A 15,972-nucleotide genomic window follows, 5' to 3' on the forward strand; every position below is an offset into this window, starting at 1 on the left:
CCAAAGGCGTCAATTTCAACAGGTCAAATCAGTTCAACTGGAAGTGCAGCGGGTACGACCCGTCTTCGAATGGTCCAAACATATCTGGGATATCCGGATGGTCCACCGGTTCACCGGATTGGTCCTCAACCAGATTTTGTTCAGAAACATAAGCCACATAGAAGGATTGATCGTTCTCGGCCAACAGGTGGTAGAACGGTTGATCCTTGATCGGACGGCTGTCTTCCGGGATCGCCTGATACCATTCTTCGGTATTTGCAAATTCCGGATCCACGTCAAAAATCACCCCTCGGAAGGGATGTTTTTTGTGTCGAACCACCTGACCCAGGCGGTACTTGGCATGTGTCTTCAGCATTGTTTCAGCCCCCAAACACGTTACTACATCTTTCCGGGCCGGATTGCCAATCATTGATCTGAAATTCAGGGAAACAGTCTGTGAACCTCATACTGACAGTGTTCGAAATCGTGGCCCCAGTATTCCTGTTGTCAGGGATTGGATTCACGTGGGTTAAGCTGGGATTCGAGTATCGGCTTCAGTTCGTTACACGTTTTGCGATGACATTGGCGGTGCCCAGCCTGATCTTCGTCGCCCTGATGCAGACCGAAATCCCGGGTGGGGATCTATCCCGGTTCACGCTCGCAACCATTGCAGCCAATCTTATTCTGGCTGTCGTTTTCTGGGTGCTGGTTCGCGTGCTGAAGCTCGAGCAACGCACATATCTTTCTCCGCTTATATTTGGGAATACCGGCAATCTGGGCCTACCATTGTGCATCTTTGCATTTGGTCAGGCCGGACTTGGGTATGCGGTGATTTTCCTGGCCGTTACGGCTTTGTTTTCATTCACTTACGGCATCTATCTGGTCGCGGGAAAAGGTGCATTTGGCAAAGTTGTACGTGAACCCATGGTGTGGGCGACATTGCTGGGTGCCCTGTTTCTGTGGCGCGGATGGGAAACACCCTTGTTCCTGACAAATACGCTGGATTTGCTGGGGCAGATGGCGGTTCCGATGATGCTGATTACTGTTGGGGTCGCGATCGCGCGCCTGACAACCCACAGCCTGGGTCAAGCAGTCTGGTTGTCGATGCTTAAGCTGGCAGTGTGCTTTGCCTTGGGGTGGGGAATCGCCGTTGCCTTTGAACTCGAAATGATCGCGTTTGGTGTACTTGTCGTACAGATGTGTACGCCGGTTGCGGTGACCTCATATCTGTTGGCTGAGCGGTTCAATGCCAACTCGGACGCGGTTGCCGGAATGGTTATGGTCTCGACACTGCTTTCAGTGGCCGCATTACCTGTCGTTCTGGCTATGGTTTTGTAACGATTGTGATTTCCTAAGCGGTCAATTTGCGCTAGAATGCCGAAAAAAGGCACGAGGCACATGAGCAGAATTCTTTTCGTACTCTTCGGGGTGCTTCTTTTGGCATCCTGCGGGGGCGGGTCTCAACGACCCCCCAGCAATCTGAATGACGCCTGCAGCATTGCGCGCGAGCGTCCGGATTTCATCAAGGCCTTCAAAAGCACCGAACGCAAATGGGGTGTTCCCGTGCATGTTCAGATGGCCACGATCTATCAGGAAAGCCGTTATCGGCATGATGCACGCACCCCACATAAATACGTACTGGGCGTGATCCCCATGGGACGTCAAAGCAGTGCCTATGGGTTCAGTCAGGCACTGGACGGAACATGGGATGAGTATCAACGCGAAACCGGGAAACGCCGCGCGAAGCGGGATCGGATTCGTGACGCATCTGACTTTGTCGGCTGGTACATGAACAAAAGCTATGAGCGGAACGGTATCCACCCCAGCGATACGCGCAATCAGTATCTGGCATATCACGAAGGGCATACTGGCTTCTCGCGTGGTACCTACAACAACAAGTCGTGGCTGCTGCGGGTAGCCAACGATGTTGACGCCCGCGCGCAGCTTTATCAGGCCCAGTTGGCCAGCTGCAGATACTAGTTAGTACCCTTGCGGGTCAGCGATCAACTGACCCGCTTCTTTTTCTGTTGGAAAACAGGCTCTGATCCACAGACCCTGTCTCGTTCAACGGGCCAAGCAAAACGGTTGTCTGACTGCCTGCATTGTCATGAATAACCCATTTGCGCAGTTCGATCGGCTCACCAGTGAACATCAGTTCAATGCGACCCGATTCCGGGTTTTTGGGATCCTGTGCAGTCACAACAGTCGCTGTGCCATCAAAATCATGCCCCACGACCATATTGGCCTGATTCAGGTTCACGTTCCGGGCCAGAACCAACGATAGCGGTGTACGCTTTAGCGGATACTGCTCGGGTGGCTGATTGGACTTAGGATCAAAAATCATCACCGTACCAGCGCGCGCAAGTACCACAGCACTGTTGGGCGGATCGTATTCGAACCGCATCTTTCCCGGTCTTTGCAGCCACAGCTTACCTGTGCTGAGCGATCCGTCGTCGTTCACTTGCGTGAACGTCGTCTGAACCGTCTTCATATTGTTCAGGTAGTTGGAAATCTGAGAGAGAGGCAGCTTATCAGCAGCCCAGGCCGCCGGAGCAACCAGTGTAAATGCAAGGGCAAAGGCAATCTGTTTCATAAGCTACCAGATAAGCGCTTTGCCCTAGTTATTAAATATCCTACTGCTCAGGAACGAGGATTTCGCGCTTACCGACGTGATTTGCCGCCGAAACAACGCCTTCGTCCTCCATTTGCTCAACAAGTCGCGCAGCTTTGTTGTAGCCAATGGCGAGTTTCCGCTGAATGTACGAGGTCGAGCATTTGCGATCCTTGATCACAATCGCCACCGCTTGATCATACAGTGCATCCTCACCGTTGGTATTGCCACCTGTGTTGAGCCCCAGAACCGCATCGATGTTATCGGCCTTGTCCTCGGCAGGACCATCAACGACACCACCAATATAGTCCGGCGGACCAAACTGCTTGAGGTGGTTCACAACCTCTTCGACTTCTTCATCCGAAACAAACGGGCCATGGCAGCGCGTGATCTTAGCACCGCCGGCCATATAGAGCATATCACCCTGCCCCAGCAGTTGTTCTGCACCCATTTCACCAAGAATGGTGCGGCTATCGACCTTCGAGGTTACCTGGAAAGATATCCGGGTGGGGAAGTTCGCTTTGATCGTACCGGTGATCACATCCACCGACGGGCGCTGCGTGGCCATGATCAGGTGAATGCCTGAGGCACGCGCCATCTGTGCCAGACGCTGGATACAGGCTTCGATTTCTTTACCTGCAACCATCATCAGGTCCGCCATCTCGTCGACGATGACCACGATATAGGGCATGGCCTTGGGCTCGAACTCTTCGGTCTCGAACATCGGTTCGCCGGTTTCATCGTCGAAGCCGGTCTGAACTGTACGACTGAACATCTCACCCTTGGCCAGCGCATCCTTCACACGGCCATTATAGCCCGCAATGTTACGCACACCCATCTTGGACATCTTGCGATAGCGGTCTTCCATCTCGCCCACGACCCATTTCAAGGCAACAACCGCCTTTTTGGGGTCGGTAACGACCGGCGACAGCAGATGCGGAATGCCGTCATAGACCGAAAGTTCCAGCATTTTGGGGTCGATCATGATCAGGCGGCATTCATCCGGCGACAGCTTGTACAGCAGCGACAGGATCATGGTATTGATCGCAACCGACTTACCCGAACCTGTCGTACCCGCGATCAGGAGGTGAGGCATCTTGGCAAGGTTGGCAACGACCGAGTCACCGCCGATGTCCTTGCCCAGTGCAAGCGGCAATGCCTGATTGCCATCGCCAAAGTCACGGCTTGCAAGAATCTCGCGCAGAACAACCATTTCGCGGTTTTCGTTCGGAAGTTCGATACCGATGACCGAGCGGCCCGGCACCGTTGAAACACGTGCCGAAAGGGCTGACATCGAGCGGGCAATGTCGTCCGCCAAACCGATCACACGGCTGGCTTTCAGGCCCGGCGCAGGTTCCAGCTCGTACATGGTGACCACAGGGCCAGGACGGACGCTGACGATCTCGCCCTTTACGCCGTAATCATCCAGAACATTTTCCAGCATCCGAGCGTTTTCTTCCAACGCTTCATCACTCAGATGGTGGCGTTGAATGCCGGTCGGATTGGTCAACAAGCCCAGTGGCGGCAGTTCGAAATCCGAGTGACGCTCTTCAAAGGACAAGGTAGGCTGCGCCTCGGCCTGCGCACGGCGGGATGGCAGAACATTCCGGCGAACTGGTTGAGCTACAACCGGCTTGCGTGGCTCGGCAACGGGAATTTTCATCGCTGGTGCCGCGGGGGCTACAGGCTCAACTGCTTCCTCAAACACCGCCTCGTCGTCGTAGCCCGGATCCGACAAATCATCCTGAACATAACCAGCTTCAGACGCGTAGTCCGGTTCGGGCGCGTATTCGTTGATCTGAGGCTGTTCCCACTGTGGTGCTTCCATCGCCGTCATCGGTGGCTCTGGCGGCAATCCATCAGATGTGAGCGGCGGCTCGACAGGCAATTCGCCCGATTGCATCGAATTCAGGATCAACGGGTCCGGCCCTCTGCCCCGGCCTTTGGTCAGCGGCAGATTGGGATCGGGTTCAGGGGTCAGCTCTCCTGTTGCAACTTTGCGGTTGCGCACGGCTGCCGAGATTTTTGAGCGAATACGGTCCTCGCCCGGCATTTCATCATAGCCCTGGACCGGTTCGGGATCCACCAATTCCGGCTCTGGCATAGGTTCGGGGCGACGGATCAGAGCAGGCATCCGCGCCAACAGCCCCGTTTTGGCCACTGGTTCGGGTTGCTCAATCTCCGGTTCCTCAAAGATGGGGTCGGCGTAGGCCAGCTCATCATCAAACGTGGCCAGTGCGGGTTCAGCACGCGCTGCCTTGCGTTCTTCCCATTGCGCCCGACGTTCACGGGCCGCCTGGGCAGTCGCAGTGGCTCCACGGCCCAGAAGTTTCATCATCATGTCATATGACATCACGAGACCCAGCAGGAAGGCGCGGAACCCGCGCTGAACATCAACTTTGCTAAAGCCGAGTACGAATACCCCAAGCGCCAACATGCCTACAGCCATGGCCAGAGACATCAGCTTGACCAGAAAGTGTGAGGAGATTGGCAAAAGCGTCAGCAAAGCACCCATTACGGTGTCGCCGAATAGACCGCCAAGGCCATAGCTGTGTGTTGCACGCCACTCCGCACCCGGCACCAGCGTCGCAGCATATACTGATACAACCGCAATCCAGATTGGTGCAAAAATCAAACGGGCGACAGCGCGCTCTTCGCTGAAATGGCCCGTGAAACGGACACCCCAACCGATAAGCACCAGCGCAACACCCAGACTGCCCCAGCCCACGATCATGAACAAAGGCGCGGCAATCGATGCCCCAATCCGCCCCATCCAGTTCTGTACCGGTGCATCTGTTGACACCATCCAGTTCGGATCATCGGGCGTGTAGGACCAGATCATCGCCGCAGATGCCAAACCCAACAGGATCAGGGCAATTCCGATCAGTTCCTTACTGCGCCGCTCAAGTGCGGCCTGAGTCGTGCTGTCCAACAATGGGTCGCGATTGCGCGCGTTCAAAGATGCCATTTTGCCCTCGTACCTCACGAATAGATGCAGTCGCGGAGTGTAATCAGCCCGCGCTGCAACTCTGTTTTTGGGGCCACCATTGCGACCCTGATAAATTCTTCGCCCGGGTTCTGCCCCGGATCACCTTGTGAAAGATATGCGCCCGGCAGAACCCGAACGCCGGTCTCCTGCCACAGTTTCAATGCGGTTGCTTCGCCGCTCTCGACCGGCAGCCACAGGAAAAAGCCAGCTTCGGGGGGCATATAGCCCTGTACCCCTGCAAACACCTCGTCTGCGATGGCGTATTTCTCCTGATAGAGCGCGCGATTTTCCTGAACATGAACCTCATCTGCCCAGACCTTGGCCGCTGCAGCTTGCAGAGGCGCTGGCAGAGGTGCACCGGAATAGGCGCGCAACTGTTTCACCCGTTTGATGGTTTCCGGCCCACCAGCAATAAGGCCCGAGCGCAGACCAGCCAGATTCGACCGTTTCGAAAGCGAGTTGAACAATGTGATCCGCTCAGGATCCGCGCCAAGCTCCTGCGCAACTGTCAGCACGCCGGTAGGAGCCTCTTCCCGATAAATCTCCGAGTAACACTCATCGGCGAAAATGCGAAAATCATACTTCTCGGCAAGCTGGATCAGCTCAGCCCAATACTCGCGTGATGCGACCGCGCCCTGCGGATTGGCCGGCGAGCAGATATAGGCAATAGCGGTACGATTCAGCACATCCTCGGGCAATCCAGCGTAATCCGGCAGATGTCCCGTAGTTGCAGTGGCAGGCACAAAGTAAGGCTCGGCGCCAACCGAAATCGAAGCCACCATGTAGACCTGATAGAAAGGGTTCGGGCAAAGAATGACAGGCCTTTGACCATTTTTCTGCTCAGGGCACAGTGCCATGGCGGCGTTATACAGGCCTTCACGCGTACCATTTAGCGCCATGACGTTGGCGTCGGCATCTAAGGAAACGCCATACCTGCGCCCGACCCAATCGATGATGGCTGCCCGCAGCTCTGGCGATCCTTCATTTGGCGGATAGCCCCGAAAATCCGCGGCATTTTCCATGATGATGTCGGTAACCCAACCGGGAAAATCGTGTTTGGGCTCACCAATCGTCATATGCACGACTTCACCGCCCGGCTGATGGTGATCCAACAGGGCGCGCAGACGCGGGAATGCATAAGCCGGTAGGTTCGAAAACCGCTCGGGGAAATTCATAACTACTGCCTCAATACCGGGATCATTTTCGCCCCGTTTTTTTGGCAGATTACAGGGCACGCCCTGCTTCGTCCAGACAAAGAGGTGCCGAATCAGGGGATTGTGGCATTCAGGCCAACGCAGTTTCGGCCGCTGATCCCAGGCGCAGCAAGACTTCTTCAGACCCCGGATAACCCAGCATCATCAACCCGCACCCCGGGGTTCCGGTAGGCAAAGTCAACGCCGCCAGACCCATCAGATTCCCGATACGCGTGTTGCGCAGGGCCAGAAGATTCTCGGTCACGTAATACTCATGATCGCTCATCAACCGATCCAGGTTTGGTGGCAGTATTGGCGCAGTCGGCGCAAGAACCGCATCGAATCCGGAAGTCGCCTCATCCCACGCAGCCCGACAGGCCTTCAGCCTGGACCACGCCGCAACATAGTCCGGACCGGAATATTCTTTCCCCATGCGGAACCGCTCCAGTATCTCCGGGTACATCGCATCTGGATTGGCCTCGATCACATCACGCCACAGCCCATAGGCTTCGGTCGTGTACAAAACACCTGACAAGGCCATCGCTTCGTTCAATTCAGGCACTTCGAGCGGGACGATTTCGGCTCCTGCATCCCGCAAACACTGCAGGGCGTACTCATAGGCCTCGCGCGGGGAGTCGCGCAGATCGTCTTTGGCTACGTTCTGCAAATCCGCAAAACGGCGGCCCTTCAATGTTGAGCCGCGCAAATCGGCCACTGGTTTGCCTTCCAGAAGCGCCAGCATATGCGCTGCATCCTCGACCGAGCGCGCCAGCGGCCCCACGGTATCGAACCTCAGGCAAAGCGGCACTGTACCCTCAAGGCTGACACGTCCGGCGGTTGTTTTCAGACCCACCAGGTTGTTCCACGCAGAGGGAATTCGGACCGACCCACCTGTATCCGAACCAATCCCACACGCCGCCAGACCCCACGCAACCGATGCCGCCGCACCTGAAGATGACCCGCCTGGCACCGCATCTTCATCATCCACACAAGGCGGTGTGTCGGTGATCGGGTTCAGGCCCAAACCGGAAAAGGCGAGCTCGCTCATATGGGTTTTGCCAAGGCAGACCGTCCCCATTGCCGTGGCATTGCGCACAACAACGGCGTCATGATCAGGTACCCGCCCCTTCAGAAGAGCCGAACCTGCCTCTGTCCCAATACCAGCGGTGTCGAAGAGGTCTTTCCAACTGATCGGAACCCCATCCAGCAGGGAACGGCGAAGCCCAAGCCCCGCCCGCTCCTGCGCGGCTTTCGCCTCTGCCCGGGCACGATCGTGGGTTACGCGGGCATAAATTCGGTCCCGATGCGGGTGCGCGTCAATCGCCGCAAGATAGGTCTCCGTCAGCTCAACCGGATCGATCTGCCCCATGCCAATACCCCGGCCCAGATCACACGCTGTCATGGTCAGCCAATCCTGCATCACACCCCTCCCGAATTCTGTGCTTTCGGGGACGGTAGCGACAGGACCGCACATGGACAATCCCGAAAGGGCGCGCATATTGCACATCATGACAAAGGCTTCGGATATCCTGATCGTTGGTGGCGGCCTGAACGGCCCTGCCTTGGCACTGGCACTTGCGCAGACCGGGCATTCAGTGACCGTGATTGATGCTCTGGCTCAGAAGGTGCGCAAGAACGCTGCCTTTGACGGGCGGGCCTATGCGCTTGCACTCGCATCAAAGCGATTGCTGGACGCCATCGGAGTTTGGGAGCGCGTCGCAGACTACGCCCAGCCGATGTTAGAAATCAAGGTGACTGACGGCCATGCCGGTGCTGGTCCTGCGCCCTTCTTCATGCATTTCGACCATGCCGAAATAGAAGAAGGCCCCATGGGTTACATGGTAGAAGATCGCCATCTGCGCCGCGCCTTTCTGGATGCAATGGCCGAAAACGAACGAATTACGGAAATCAGTGGCAAAACCGTTGTGTCTCAGGACGCGGATGTGTCCGGGGCAACGGTCACGCTGAATGACGGGACAACCCTCGCGGGCGAACTGCTTGTCGGATGTGACGGGCGTCGCAGCGGAACAGCGCAACGAGCAGGCATCAAGCGAACCGGTTGGGATTATGGCCAAACCGCGCTCGTATGCGCCATCGAACACGACCTGCCGCATCACGGCGTCGCACACCAGTTTTTCATGCCGCCGGGACCACTGGCGATCCTGCCTTTGACTGGAAATCGCAGCTCAATTGTCTGGAGCGAGCGTACAGAGACAGCTCACCAGATCAATGCCATGTCCGAGGCAGACTATCTTCAGGTTCTGAGGCCCCGTTTCGGGGACTTTCTGGGCGAAATACGGCTGCAGGGCGATCGCTTCACCTATCCGCTGAACTTGACGATCGCAAATTCATTCATCTCGGATCGTCTCGCTCTGGTTGGGGATGCAGCCCACGGCATGCACCCGATTGCCGGTCAGGGGTTGAACGCGGGCCTGCGCGATGTTGGCGCTCTGGCCGAGGTCCTCACACTGGCCGGTCGCCGCGGTGAAGACATCGGTTCGACACTGGTTCTGGAACGATATCAGGAGTGGCGCCGTTTCGACACCGCAGCGCTTGCAATGGCGACGGACGTGTTCAACAAGCTGTTTTCGAACGACAACCCTATCCTGCGGATGGGGCGTGATATTGGTATGGGGATTGTCGGCTCATTGCCGGGCCTGCGCCGGGGCTTTGTGCGCGAAGCAGCCGGGCTGACGGGTGATCTGCCCAAACTGCTGCAGGGTCGCGCGATCTAGTCGAGCTCGCGCGCCTCATCCACCAGCATGACCGGAATGCCATTGCGGATCGGAAACGCTAGACCAGCAGCCTTGGACACGAGTTCCTGCCGGTCAGCATCATAATGCAGTGTCGTATGGGTCTGCGGACAGATCAGTGCCTCAAGCATGTGCCGGTCAAAGGCAAATTCAGAATCGGTCATTGCAGTGTTTCCTCATTTGATCCGCCTCGCAGCGAAAACTCGATCAGTGTCACAAGTGTCTCACGCCGAGTACGCAGGCAAGGTGCCTCAAGCAGGGCCTGTTTATCCTCGGGGTCGAAATCCAATAGCATCGAAAGCGAATTGACCAACAATTCGTCGTCAGCATCCTTCAACGTGTCCCAATCGGTCGACAACTGGCGCGAAGAAAAGAAGCGCTCCAAAAGCTCAAGGAACCGCGCACGGTTAAAGCTGTCATCCAATTCAGCCTTACCCAGATCGCGATCAAAGCCATCCCATGAGACCTGACAGCGGCGATACGGGGTAAAACTGTCCAGCTCGGACTTGATCCGAAAGCGTGAAATCCCGGTCAGCGTGATCAGATACCGGCCGTCTTCGGTTTCGGAGAATTGCGTCACACGGCCAGCACAGCCGATCTGATGCAGCTTGTTCTCATTGCTAAGGCAAGGGTTTGGCTGAACCATACCGATCAGCCGTTCCTGCGTTTTCAACGCATCGTCCAGCATCTGCAGATAGCGCGGCTCGAAGATGTGCAACGGCAAGCGTGAACGGGGCAGCAACAGCGCCCCGGGCAATGGAAAAACGGATACCATATCCGGCAGGTCGGCGGGATGCATCATGTACCCGAGTGTAGTCCTGAACGGGAATTAGGCAAATATCATCGAGCTGAGCTTGCGTCGCCCATTCAGAACAATGGGATCATTGGGCTTGAGCGCATCGAAAACGGTGAACAACTGCGTCTTGGCCGCGCCGTCGTTCCATTCACGGTCCCGGCGGAACAGCTCGAGCAATTGTGCCACTGCTTCTTCGACATCCCCATTGGCGTGCAAAGCCTGTGCCAGATCGAAACGGGCCTGATGATTGTCGGGCTCAGCCTCGACCGCCGCAGTCAATTCAGCCACCGGTCCCGCATCAGCGGCTTGCTTGGCCAGTTCTAGCTGGGCATGTGCCGCCTCAAGCTCCGGTGAACCTGAAATCTCAGCCGGTGCGCCGTTCAGGATGGCTTCGGCCTGCTCCAGATCACCAAGGGCGATATGGGCACGCACCAGCCCGCCATAAGCGCCCGCATGGTTTGGATCTTCGCCCAGAATTGCAGCAAAGGTCTGCGCGGCATCGACCGCTGCGCCGTCGTTCAGCATGTCTTCGGCGGCCTGCACCGCATCATCCAACTGACCACCGGGGCTTTCGCCACCAGCAGCTTCGATCACGCGATCAACAAATGCTTTGATCTCGGACCCGGGCACAGCCCCCTGAAAACCATCAACCGGCTGACCTTTGAAAAATGCATAAACGGTCGGAATGGACTGAATACGCATCTGCGAGGCGATCATCTGCGCCTCGTCCACGTTGATCTTGACCATTTTCACCGCACCCTTGGCGGCGGTTACGGCCTCTTCCAACAATGGACCAAGCGTTTTGCAAGGGCCACACCAGGGCGCCCAGAAATCAACGATTACCGGGGTCTCCTGCGAGGCTTCGACCACGTCGGCCATAAAGGTCGCCTCTGACCCGTCCTTGATCAGATCGGTGGCTTCGGGGCTGGCTGCGCCGTTCAGAAGGTCCATAGCATTCACTCTCCGGTTCGTCCTTGCGCCCTATATGCAACCACGTCGCGCGGAAACCAAGGGCCGAGTTGGCGAATTACGTTTTTGATCAGACGTCGAAAGTTGCAAAGACGGGTGCATGATCACTGGGTTTTTCCCAGCCACGCGCGTCACGTAAGACACGACTTGAATGGCCCGCGTTCGAAATGTCGGGCGTTGCCCATACGTGGTCCAGGCGCCGTCCCTTGTCTGCAGCATCCCAGTCTCGCGCGCGATACGACCACCAGCTATAAAGCTGTCCTTCGGGGATATCCTGACGCGTAATGTCGACCCAACCACCTGCATCCTGCGTTTCGGCCAGCGTTTCGACCTCGATTGGCGTATGCGAGACCACTTTCAACAGCTGCTTGTGAGACCAAACGTCATCTTCACGCGGAGCAATATTCAGATCGCCAACCAGGATGGATTTCTCGGGCTTCTCAGCATGGAACCAATCGCGCATATCCGTGAGGTAGTCGAGTTTTTGACCGAATTTCTCATTCTTTTCGCGATCCGGAATGTCACCGCCTGCCGGGACATAGAAATTGTGGATCGTCACACCGTTTTCCAAACGTCCCGCGATGTGGCGTGCGTGGCCCAGACCGGCAAAATCCTTGTCACCCACTTCCTCGATCGGCAAACGCGACAGGATGGCGACACCGTTATATCCCTTTTGCCCGCGCGCAATCATGTGGGTGTAACCCAGTTCGGCGAACCCCTCGGTCGGGATCTTTTCGACCGGCGATTTGCACTCTTGCAGACACAGCACATCCGGAGCTTCTTCCTGCAACAGTTTCAGCACGATAGGCTCGCGCAGACGCACGGAGTTGATGTTCCAGGTGGCAAGGGTAAAGGGCATCGGCGGTTTCCTTTGTCGCGTTTGGCGAGAGGTTAGCGTGGTGTGAGATGGGGTACCATGAGAAAAGCTCACCAAAAAGAAGCTATACGGACGAAGTCGCCCTTGGACGTATCGCCTTGTACGCAAACAGACAACTGAGTAGATAAATCAAATGAAGAAAGCTCTGGTTGTTTTGTCGTTCCTCGGTCTGACTTTGTTGCTTGGCTACCAGTCTTTTCAGATTATCAAGTTTAAGCACCAACGAAATCGCAACGCCTCATTCAGAGAGTTTTATGAGAATTCGGTAGAGCAAGTTTGCCTGTCCAAAGAAGCAGTTATTGAGGCGGCTGTGGCTCAAGGCTTTTGGTATGTTCAAGAGGGCGCAACTGCGCTGGAGCCATTTGATGCTCCAGTTCCCATCGGTACAGTCGATTTAGTGAAAGTCCATATCAAACCAGACCCATTTCTTGCTCCTCGTGTATTCACAACCTTCTCGTTCGGAGAGGACGGCTGTTGGATAGTGGGTGAATAAATGGATTGTGTGTTTGGGCTTTATACCGACCTTTGCGCCCAATCAAATCACAAAAAAAGCCGGGCCAAAGGCCCGGCAGTCCAACAGGGAGGTACATGTCATTACCCGGACATGTGCGGGATGGAAGTAACCTTAATATGGGTCAGATAGTATCACTTTGAGCCAACTCAATCCACATCCAGTTAAGAAACCAGCCTATAGCCACCAGATTCTGTGACCAAAAGGCGTGCATTCGACGGATCAGGCTCAATCTTCTGACGAAGTCGGTAGATGTGAGTTTCAAGCGTATGAGTTGTCACACCGGCGTTATAGCCCCAGACCTCGTGCAGCAGTACGTCACGTGCGACAACGCCATCTGTCGAGCGATACAGGAACTTGAGGATATTGGTTTCTTTCTCAGTCAGGCGAATCTTGCGATCGTCTTCGGTGATCAGCATTTTCATCGCGGGTTTGAACGTATACGGCCCCAATACGAACACTGCATCCTCAGACTGTTCGTGCTGGCGCAGCTGCGCACGAATACGGGCCAGCAGCACCGGGAATTTGAAAGGCTTCGAGACATAGTCGTTGGCACCGGCATCCAGACCCAAAATCGTATCTGCATCGCTGTCGTGACCAGTCAGCATCAGAATTGGGCTTTTCACGCCCTGCTTGCGCATCAGGCGGCACAGTTCACGCCCATCGGTGTCCGGCAGGCCCACATCCAGAATCACCAGGTCGTAAATCGCCTCGCGGGCGCGTTCCATGGCGGATTGACCGTCATGAGCTTCGAACACATCGAAATCCTCGGTCATCACAAGTTGCTCGCTGAGCGCCTCGCGTAGGTCTTCATCATCATCCACCAGCAGGATTTTCTTGAGCTGAGCCATGTTCGGGTCCTCCTAAGCCTGTTGCATCACTTGCGCGTGGAATATGCAATCAACAAGATTTACTGCAATCGTCTCACGGCCTCGTGTCCGACGCGGCGGAAATGTTTCACATTTGCTGCAGAAAGGGCTAGGAGAATGCCTGATCGCTATAGGGTATCATAGATGAGTCTCATCCCTGACATTACCGAACTGCTCGCGCGCGCACGTGCGGATCTGCGAATGGGCGTGCCTGTGGTCCTGACCGATGACAGCGGTTTCAGCGTGCTCGCACTGGCTTCCGAGACCTTGAGTGCTCAGCGCCTTGCCGATTTAAGAGGATTGGGGGGTGAGCCTGTTGTCGCCATCACCGGACGTCGGGCGGAAACACTCAAGGCGCGAGCATATGATGGTGATCTGGCACGTGTGATCATTCCGTCAGATGTAGACATCGCCTGGGTTCAGGCCGTCGCCGACCCATCCGACGATCTCAATGCCCCTATGAAAGGTCCGCTGATGACAGAGCGGCAGGGCAACGCCAACCTGCATCGCATCGCCATTGCGCTGACGAAATCCGCACGCCTTCTGCCTGCTGCCGTGGTTATCCCTGTCGAAGATGGTCGGGCATTCGCTGCAACAAACGGGCTGACCTGCATTGATCATACGTCTGCCGCACCACACCTTGCAGATCGCAGTGCGCTACATGAGGTTGTAGCAGCGCGTTTGCCTATGGAAGTATCCGAGGCTGGCCGATTGCATGTATTCCGGCCCGAAGATGGGGGCGAGGAGCATTATGCTGTGGAAATCGGGCGACCTGATCGTGGAAAACCCGTCTTAGCTCGCCTGCATTCGGCCTGTTTCACCGGCGACCTCATGGGCAGCCTGAAATGTGACTGCGGGCCGCAGCTGCGCGGTGCGTTGGCGCAAATGGGCGCCGAAGGCTCAGGTGTATTGCTGTATCTGAATCAGGAAGGCCGAGGTATTGGCCTGGCCAACAAAATGCGAGCCTATTTCCTTCAGGATCAGGGATTCGATACCGTCGAAGCCAATCACCGACTGGGCTTCGAAGATGATGAACGCGATTTCCGACTGGGTTCGGACATTCTGAAATCACTCGGGTTCAATTCGGTACGGCTGTTGACCAACAACCCTGCCAAAATCTCCATGATGGAACGCACAGGCATTGCAGTCACCGAACGTGTGCCACTCAAAGTCGGTGAAACAGCCCACAATCGGGGATATCTGGCTACAAAGGCGGCGAAATCGGGTCATCTGCTTTGACACCCGGCGATCTGGTTCTGACCCCAATGGGGGTACGGTTTTCAGGAAGACTCTTTCCCTGTTCAATCGGCAAAGGTGGGCTGAGCGATCAAAAGCGCGAGGGTGATGGCGCGACCCCGATCGGCGTTCATAGAATCGCTGGCATGCTCTATCGACCTGACCGGATCACGCCCCCTGCCCCGTGGGCACGCCCCATAGGGCCACATGACCTCTGGTCGGATGATGTTTCAGACAGCAGCTACAATCATCTCGTTACAGCCCCATATCCGTTCAGCCACGAACGTCTAAGACGATCCGATCCATTGTATGATCTTGTGCTGATCACAGATTGGAACTGGCCCAATGCAGTTCCGGGAAAAGGATCTGCGATTTTCATCCACCAATGGAGGCGGCCAGGCTATTCGACAGAAGGCTGCGTGGCATTTCGACGTGATCACCTGCACTGGATCGCGGAACGGATATCACCCGGTACCCGCCTGATTATTCCGCCGGCTTAATCCGCTCACCAAAGATGGCAGATCCCACGCGCACATGTGTGGCACCCAGCGCGATCGCAGATTCGAAGTCTCCACTCATCCCCATCGACAACCCTTCAAGCCCGTTTCGCTGAGCGATCTTGGCAAGCAATGCGAAATGCAAAGAAGGCTCCTCCTCGACAGGGGGGATGCACATCAATCCGCGCACCGGCAAATCAAGTTCCCGGCATTCAGCAATGAATTCATCCGCATCAGCAGGCAGAACACCCGCCTTTTGCTCCTCTTCACCTGTGTTGACCTGAATGAACAGGTCCGGACAGGAACCCATTTCCTGCGCGAGCCGGGCGAGAGTTTTTGCCAGTTTCGGTCGATCCAGCGAATGGATCGCGTTACACAGCTCCATCGCCTGTCGGGCTTTGTTCGTCTGCAATGGGCCGATCAGATGTAAATCTATGTCCGAATAGCGCTCTTTGAATTCTGGCCACTTCCCTGCTGCCTCCTGAACACGGTTTTCGCCAAAGCAACGATGCCCCTGATCAAGGACGGCCTCGACGCGCTCATTCGGTTGCACCTTAGAGACAGCTATCAGCTTCACCGATCCCGCCGGGCGACCAGCTGCGGTTTCAGCTTTGGCGATACGGGCGGTGATTTCTTGCAGCGGCATTGCGCGGTCCTCAATTTTGTTTTGCGCAGAGAAACACCAAGTCAGC

Annotated in this window: 17 protein-coding genes; 6 read left to right on the plus strand and 11 right to left on the minus strand. The window is 56.0% G+C overall.

All coding sequences use genetic code 11. The annotated features are described in order from the left end of the window. Window positions 1–28: 28 nt before the first annotated feature. On the minus strand, window positions 29–355 hold the full coding sequence (hspQ, locus tag E1297_RS33530; protein WP_155145794.1) for a heat shock protein HspQ: 327 nt from the start codon (window positions 353–355) through the stop codon (window positions 29–31). 80 nt (window positions 356–435) lie between these two features. On the opposite strand from hspQ, the gene E1297_RS33535 reads away from it, so the two are divergent. After that, window positions 436–1,317, plus strand: coding sequence for an AEC family transporter (locus E1297_RS33535; protein ID WP_209016162.1), 882 nt, complete (start codon window positions 436–438; stop codon window positions 1,315–1,317). 60 nt (window positions 1,318–1,377) lie between these two features. Beyond that, on the plus strand, window positions 1,378–1,959 hold the full coding sequence (locus E1297_RS33540) for a lytic transglycosylase (protein ID WP_155145795.1): 582 nt from the start codon (window positions 1,378–1,380) through the stop codon (window positions 1,957–1,959). 16 nt (window positions 1,960–1,975) lie between these two features. Here E1297_RS33540 and E1297_RS33545 read toward each other — a convergent pair whose 3' ends face one another. The 4 genes from E1297_RS33545 to E1297_RS33560 form a co-directional block, all read right to left on the minus strand. Then, window positions 1,976–2,572: an outer membrane lipoprotein carrier protein LolA gene (locus E1297_RS33545; RefSeq protein WP_155145797.1), complete on the minus strand. Its 597-nt coding sequence runs from the start codon at window positions 2,570–2,572 to the stop codon at window positions 1,976–1,978. A 40-nt stretch (window positions 2,573–2,612) separates the two neighbouring features. Further along, window positions 2,613–5,558 carry a DNA translocase FtsK gene (locus E1297_RS33550; RefSeq protein ID WP_155145799.1) on the minus strand — a complete coding sequence of 982 codons (2,946 nt, stop codon included), beginning with the start codon at window positions 5,556–5,558 and terminating at the stop codon, window positions 2,613–2,615. Between the two features lie 14 nt (window positions 5,559–5,572). Next, window positions 5,573–6,754, minus strand: a complete 1,182-nt coding sequence (locus E1297_RS33555; protein ID WP_155145801.1) for an aminotransferase class I/II-fold pyridoxal phosphate-dependent enzyme — start codon at window positions 6,752–6,754, stop codon at window positions 5,573–5,575. Between the two features lie 109 nt (window positions 6,755–6,863). After that, on the minus strand, window positions 6,864–8,192 hold the full coding sequence (locus E1297_RS33560) for an amidase (protein ID WP_155145803.1): 1,329 nt from the start codon (window positions 8,190–8,192) through the stop codon (window positions 6,864–6,866). A 52-nt stretch (window positions 8,193–8,244) separates the two neighbouring features. Between E1297_RS33560 and E1297_RS33565 the strand changes: the two genes are divergently transcribed. Next, the gene (locus E1297_RS33565) at window positions 8,245–9,507 is read left to right on the plus strand and encodes an FAD-dependent monooxygenase (RefSeq protein WP_244327982.1); all 1,263 of its coding nucleotides are present in this window, start codon (window positions 8,245–8,247) and stop codon (window positions 9,505–9,507) included. Here the strand turns inward: E1297_RS33565 and E1297_RS33570 are convergent. From E1297_RS33570 to E1297_RS33585, 4 genes are all read right to left on the minus strand, one after another. Next, window positions 9,504–9,689 carry a Trm112 family protein gene (locus E1297_RS33570; RefSeq protein WP_155145805.1) on the minus strand — a complete coding sequence of 62 codons (186 nt, stop codon included), beginning with the start codon at window positions 9,687–9,689 and terminating at the stop codon, window positions 9,504–9,506. The two genes, E1297_RS33565 and E1297_RS33570, sit on opposite strands and share 4 nt — an antisense overlap. Next, the gene (locus E1297_RS33575) at window positions 9,686–10,327 is read right to left on the minus strand and encodes an LON peptidase substrate-binding domain-containing protein (protein ID WP_155145807.1); all 642 of its coding nucleotides are present in this window, start codon (window positions 10,325–10,327) and stop codon (window positions 9,686–9,688) included. The genes E1297_RS33570 and E1297_RS33575 overlap by 4 nt, the downstream gene beginning before the upstream one ends. Before the next feature lie 27 nt (window positions 10,328–10,354). After that, window positions 10,355–11,272, minus strand: a complete 918-nt coding sequence (gene trxA / locus E1297_RS33580; protein WP_155145809.1) for a thioredoxin — start codon at window positions 11,270–11,272, stop codon at window positions 10,355–10,357. An 88-nt stretch (window positions 11,273–11,360) separates the two neighbouring features. Continuing rightward, on the minus strand, window positions 11,361–12,149 hold the full coding sequence (locus tag E1297_RS33585; RefSeq protein WP_155145811.1) for an exodeoxyribonuclease III: 789 nt from the start codon (window positions 12,147–12,149) through the stop codon (window positions 11,361–11,363). Between the two features lie 151 nt (window positions 12,150–12,300). Here E1297_RS33585 and E1297_RS33590 point away from each other — a divergent pair, with 151 nt between their 5' ends. Further along, window positions 12,301–12,660 (plus strand): hypothetical protein, encoded by a 360-nt coding sequence (locus tag E1297_RS33590; RefSeq protein ID WP_155145813.1) that lies wholly within the window; start codon window positions 12,301–12,303, stop codon window positions 12,658–12,660. Between the two features lie 182 nt (window positions 12,661–12,842). Here the strand turns inward: E1297_RS33590 and E1297_RS33595 are convergent, their stop codons facing one another. Next, window positions 12,843–13,529 carry a response regulator transcription factor gene (locus E1297_RS33595; RefSeq protein WP_120634046.1) on the minus strand — a complete coding sequence of 229 codons (687 nt, stop codon included), beginning with the start codon at window positions 13,527–13,529 and terminating at the stop codon, window positions 12,843–12,845. 162 nt (window positions 13,530–13,691) lie between these two features. Between E1297_RS33595 and ribA the strand changes: the two genes are divergently transcribed. Together ribA and E1297_RS51370 are read left to right on the plus strand one after the other, a co-directional pair. Beyond that, a complete protein-coding gene (gene ribA / locus E1297_RS50490; protein WP_155145815.1) occupies window positions 13,692–14,786 on the plus strand; it encodes a GTP cyclohydrolase II in 1,095 nt (364 codons plus the stop codon). A gap of 26 nt (window positions 14,787–14,812) precedes the next feature. Beyond that, a complete protein-coding gene (locus E1297_RS51370) occupies window positions 14,813–15,283 on the plus strand; it encodes a L,D-transpeptidase (protein ID WP_368669778.1) in 471 nt (156 codons plus the stop codon). Here E1297_RS51370 and E1297_RS33610 read toward each other — a convergent pair. Then, a complete protein-coding gene (locus E1297_RS33610; protein WP_155145819.1) occupies window positions 15,267–15,926 on the minus strand; it encodes a YggS family pyridoxal phosphate-dependent enzyme in 660 nt (219 codons plus the stop codon). The two genes, E1297_RS51370 and E1297_RS33610, sit on opposite strands and share 17 nt — an antisense overlap. Window positions 15,927–15,972: the final 46 nt, after the last annotated feature.

This window comes from Roseibium sp. RKSG952 (genome assembly GCF_009711355.1).

What these genes read in the sequence shown, in the direction of transcription:
- hspQ (WP_155145794.1), bottom strand. Translation starts at nt 355, where the DNA reads ATGCTGAAGACACATGCCAAGTACCGCCTGGGTCAGGTGGTTCGACAC.
- E1297_RS33540 (WP_155145795.1), top strand. Translation starts at nt 1,378, where the DNA reads ATGAGCAGAATTCTTTTCGTACTCTTCGGGGTGCTTCTTTTGGCATCC.
- E1297_RS33545 (WP_155145797.1), bottom strand. Translation starts at nt 2,572, where the DNA reads ATGAAACAGATTGCCTTTGCCCTTGCATTTACACTGGTTGCTCCGGCG.
- E1297_RS33550 (WP_155145799.1), bottom strand. Translation starts at nt 5,558, where the DNA reads ATGGCATCTTTGAACGCGCGCAATCGCGACCCATTGTTGGACAGCACG.
- E1297_RS33555 (WP_155145801.1), bottom strand. Translation starts at nt 6,754, where the DNA reads ATGAATTTCCCCGAGCGGTTTTCGAACCTACCGGCTTATGCATTCCCG.
- E1297_RS33560 (WP_155145803.1), bottom strand. Translation starts at nt 8,192, where the DNA reads ATGCAGGATTGGCTGACCATGACAGCGTGTGATCTGGGCCGGGGTATT.
- E1297_RS33565 (WP_244327982.1), top strand. Translation starts at nt 8,245, where the DNA reads ATGGACAATCCCGAAAGGGCGCGCATATTGCACATCATGACAAAGGCT.
- E1297_RS33570 (WP_155145805.1), bottom strand. Translation starts at nt 9,689, where the DNA reads ATGACCGATTCTGAATTTGCCTTTGACCGGCACATGCTTGAGGCACTG.
- E1297_RS33575 (WP_155145807.1), bottom strand. Translation starts at nt 10,327, where the DNA reads ATGATGCATCCCGCCGACCTGCCGGATATGGTATCCGTTTTTCCATTG.
- trxA (WP_155145809.1), bottom strand. Translation starts at nt 11,272, where the DNA reads ATGGACCTTCTGAACGGCGCAGCCAGCCCCGAAGCCACCGATCTGATC.
- E1297_RS33585 (WP_155145811.1), bottom strand. Translation starts at nt 12,149, where the DNA reads ATGCCCTTTACCCTTGCCACCTGGAACATCAACTCCGTGCGTCTGCGC.
- E1297_RS33590 (WP_155145813.1), top strand. Translation starts at nt 12,301, where the DNA reads ATGAAGAAAGCTCTGGTTGTTTTGTCGTTCCTCGGTCTGACTTTGTTG.
- E1297_RS33595 (WP_120634046.1), bottom strand. Translation starts at nt 13,529, where the DNA reads ATGGCTCAGCTCAAGAAAATCCTGCTGGTGGATGATGATGAAGACCTA.
- ribA (WP_155145815.1), top strand. Translation starts at nt 13,692, where the DNA reads ATGAGTCTCATCCCTGACATTACCGAACTGCTCGCGCGCGCACGTGCG.
- E1297_RS51370 (WP_368669778.1), top strand. Translation starts at nt 14,813, where the DNA reads ATGGGGGTACGGTTTTCAGGAAGACTCTTTCCCTGTTCAATCGGCAAA.
- E1297_RS33610 (WP_155145819.1), bottom strand. Translation starts at nt 15,926, where the DNA reads ATGCCGCTGCAAGAAATCACCGCCCGTATCGCCAAAGCTGAAACCGCA.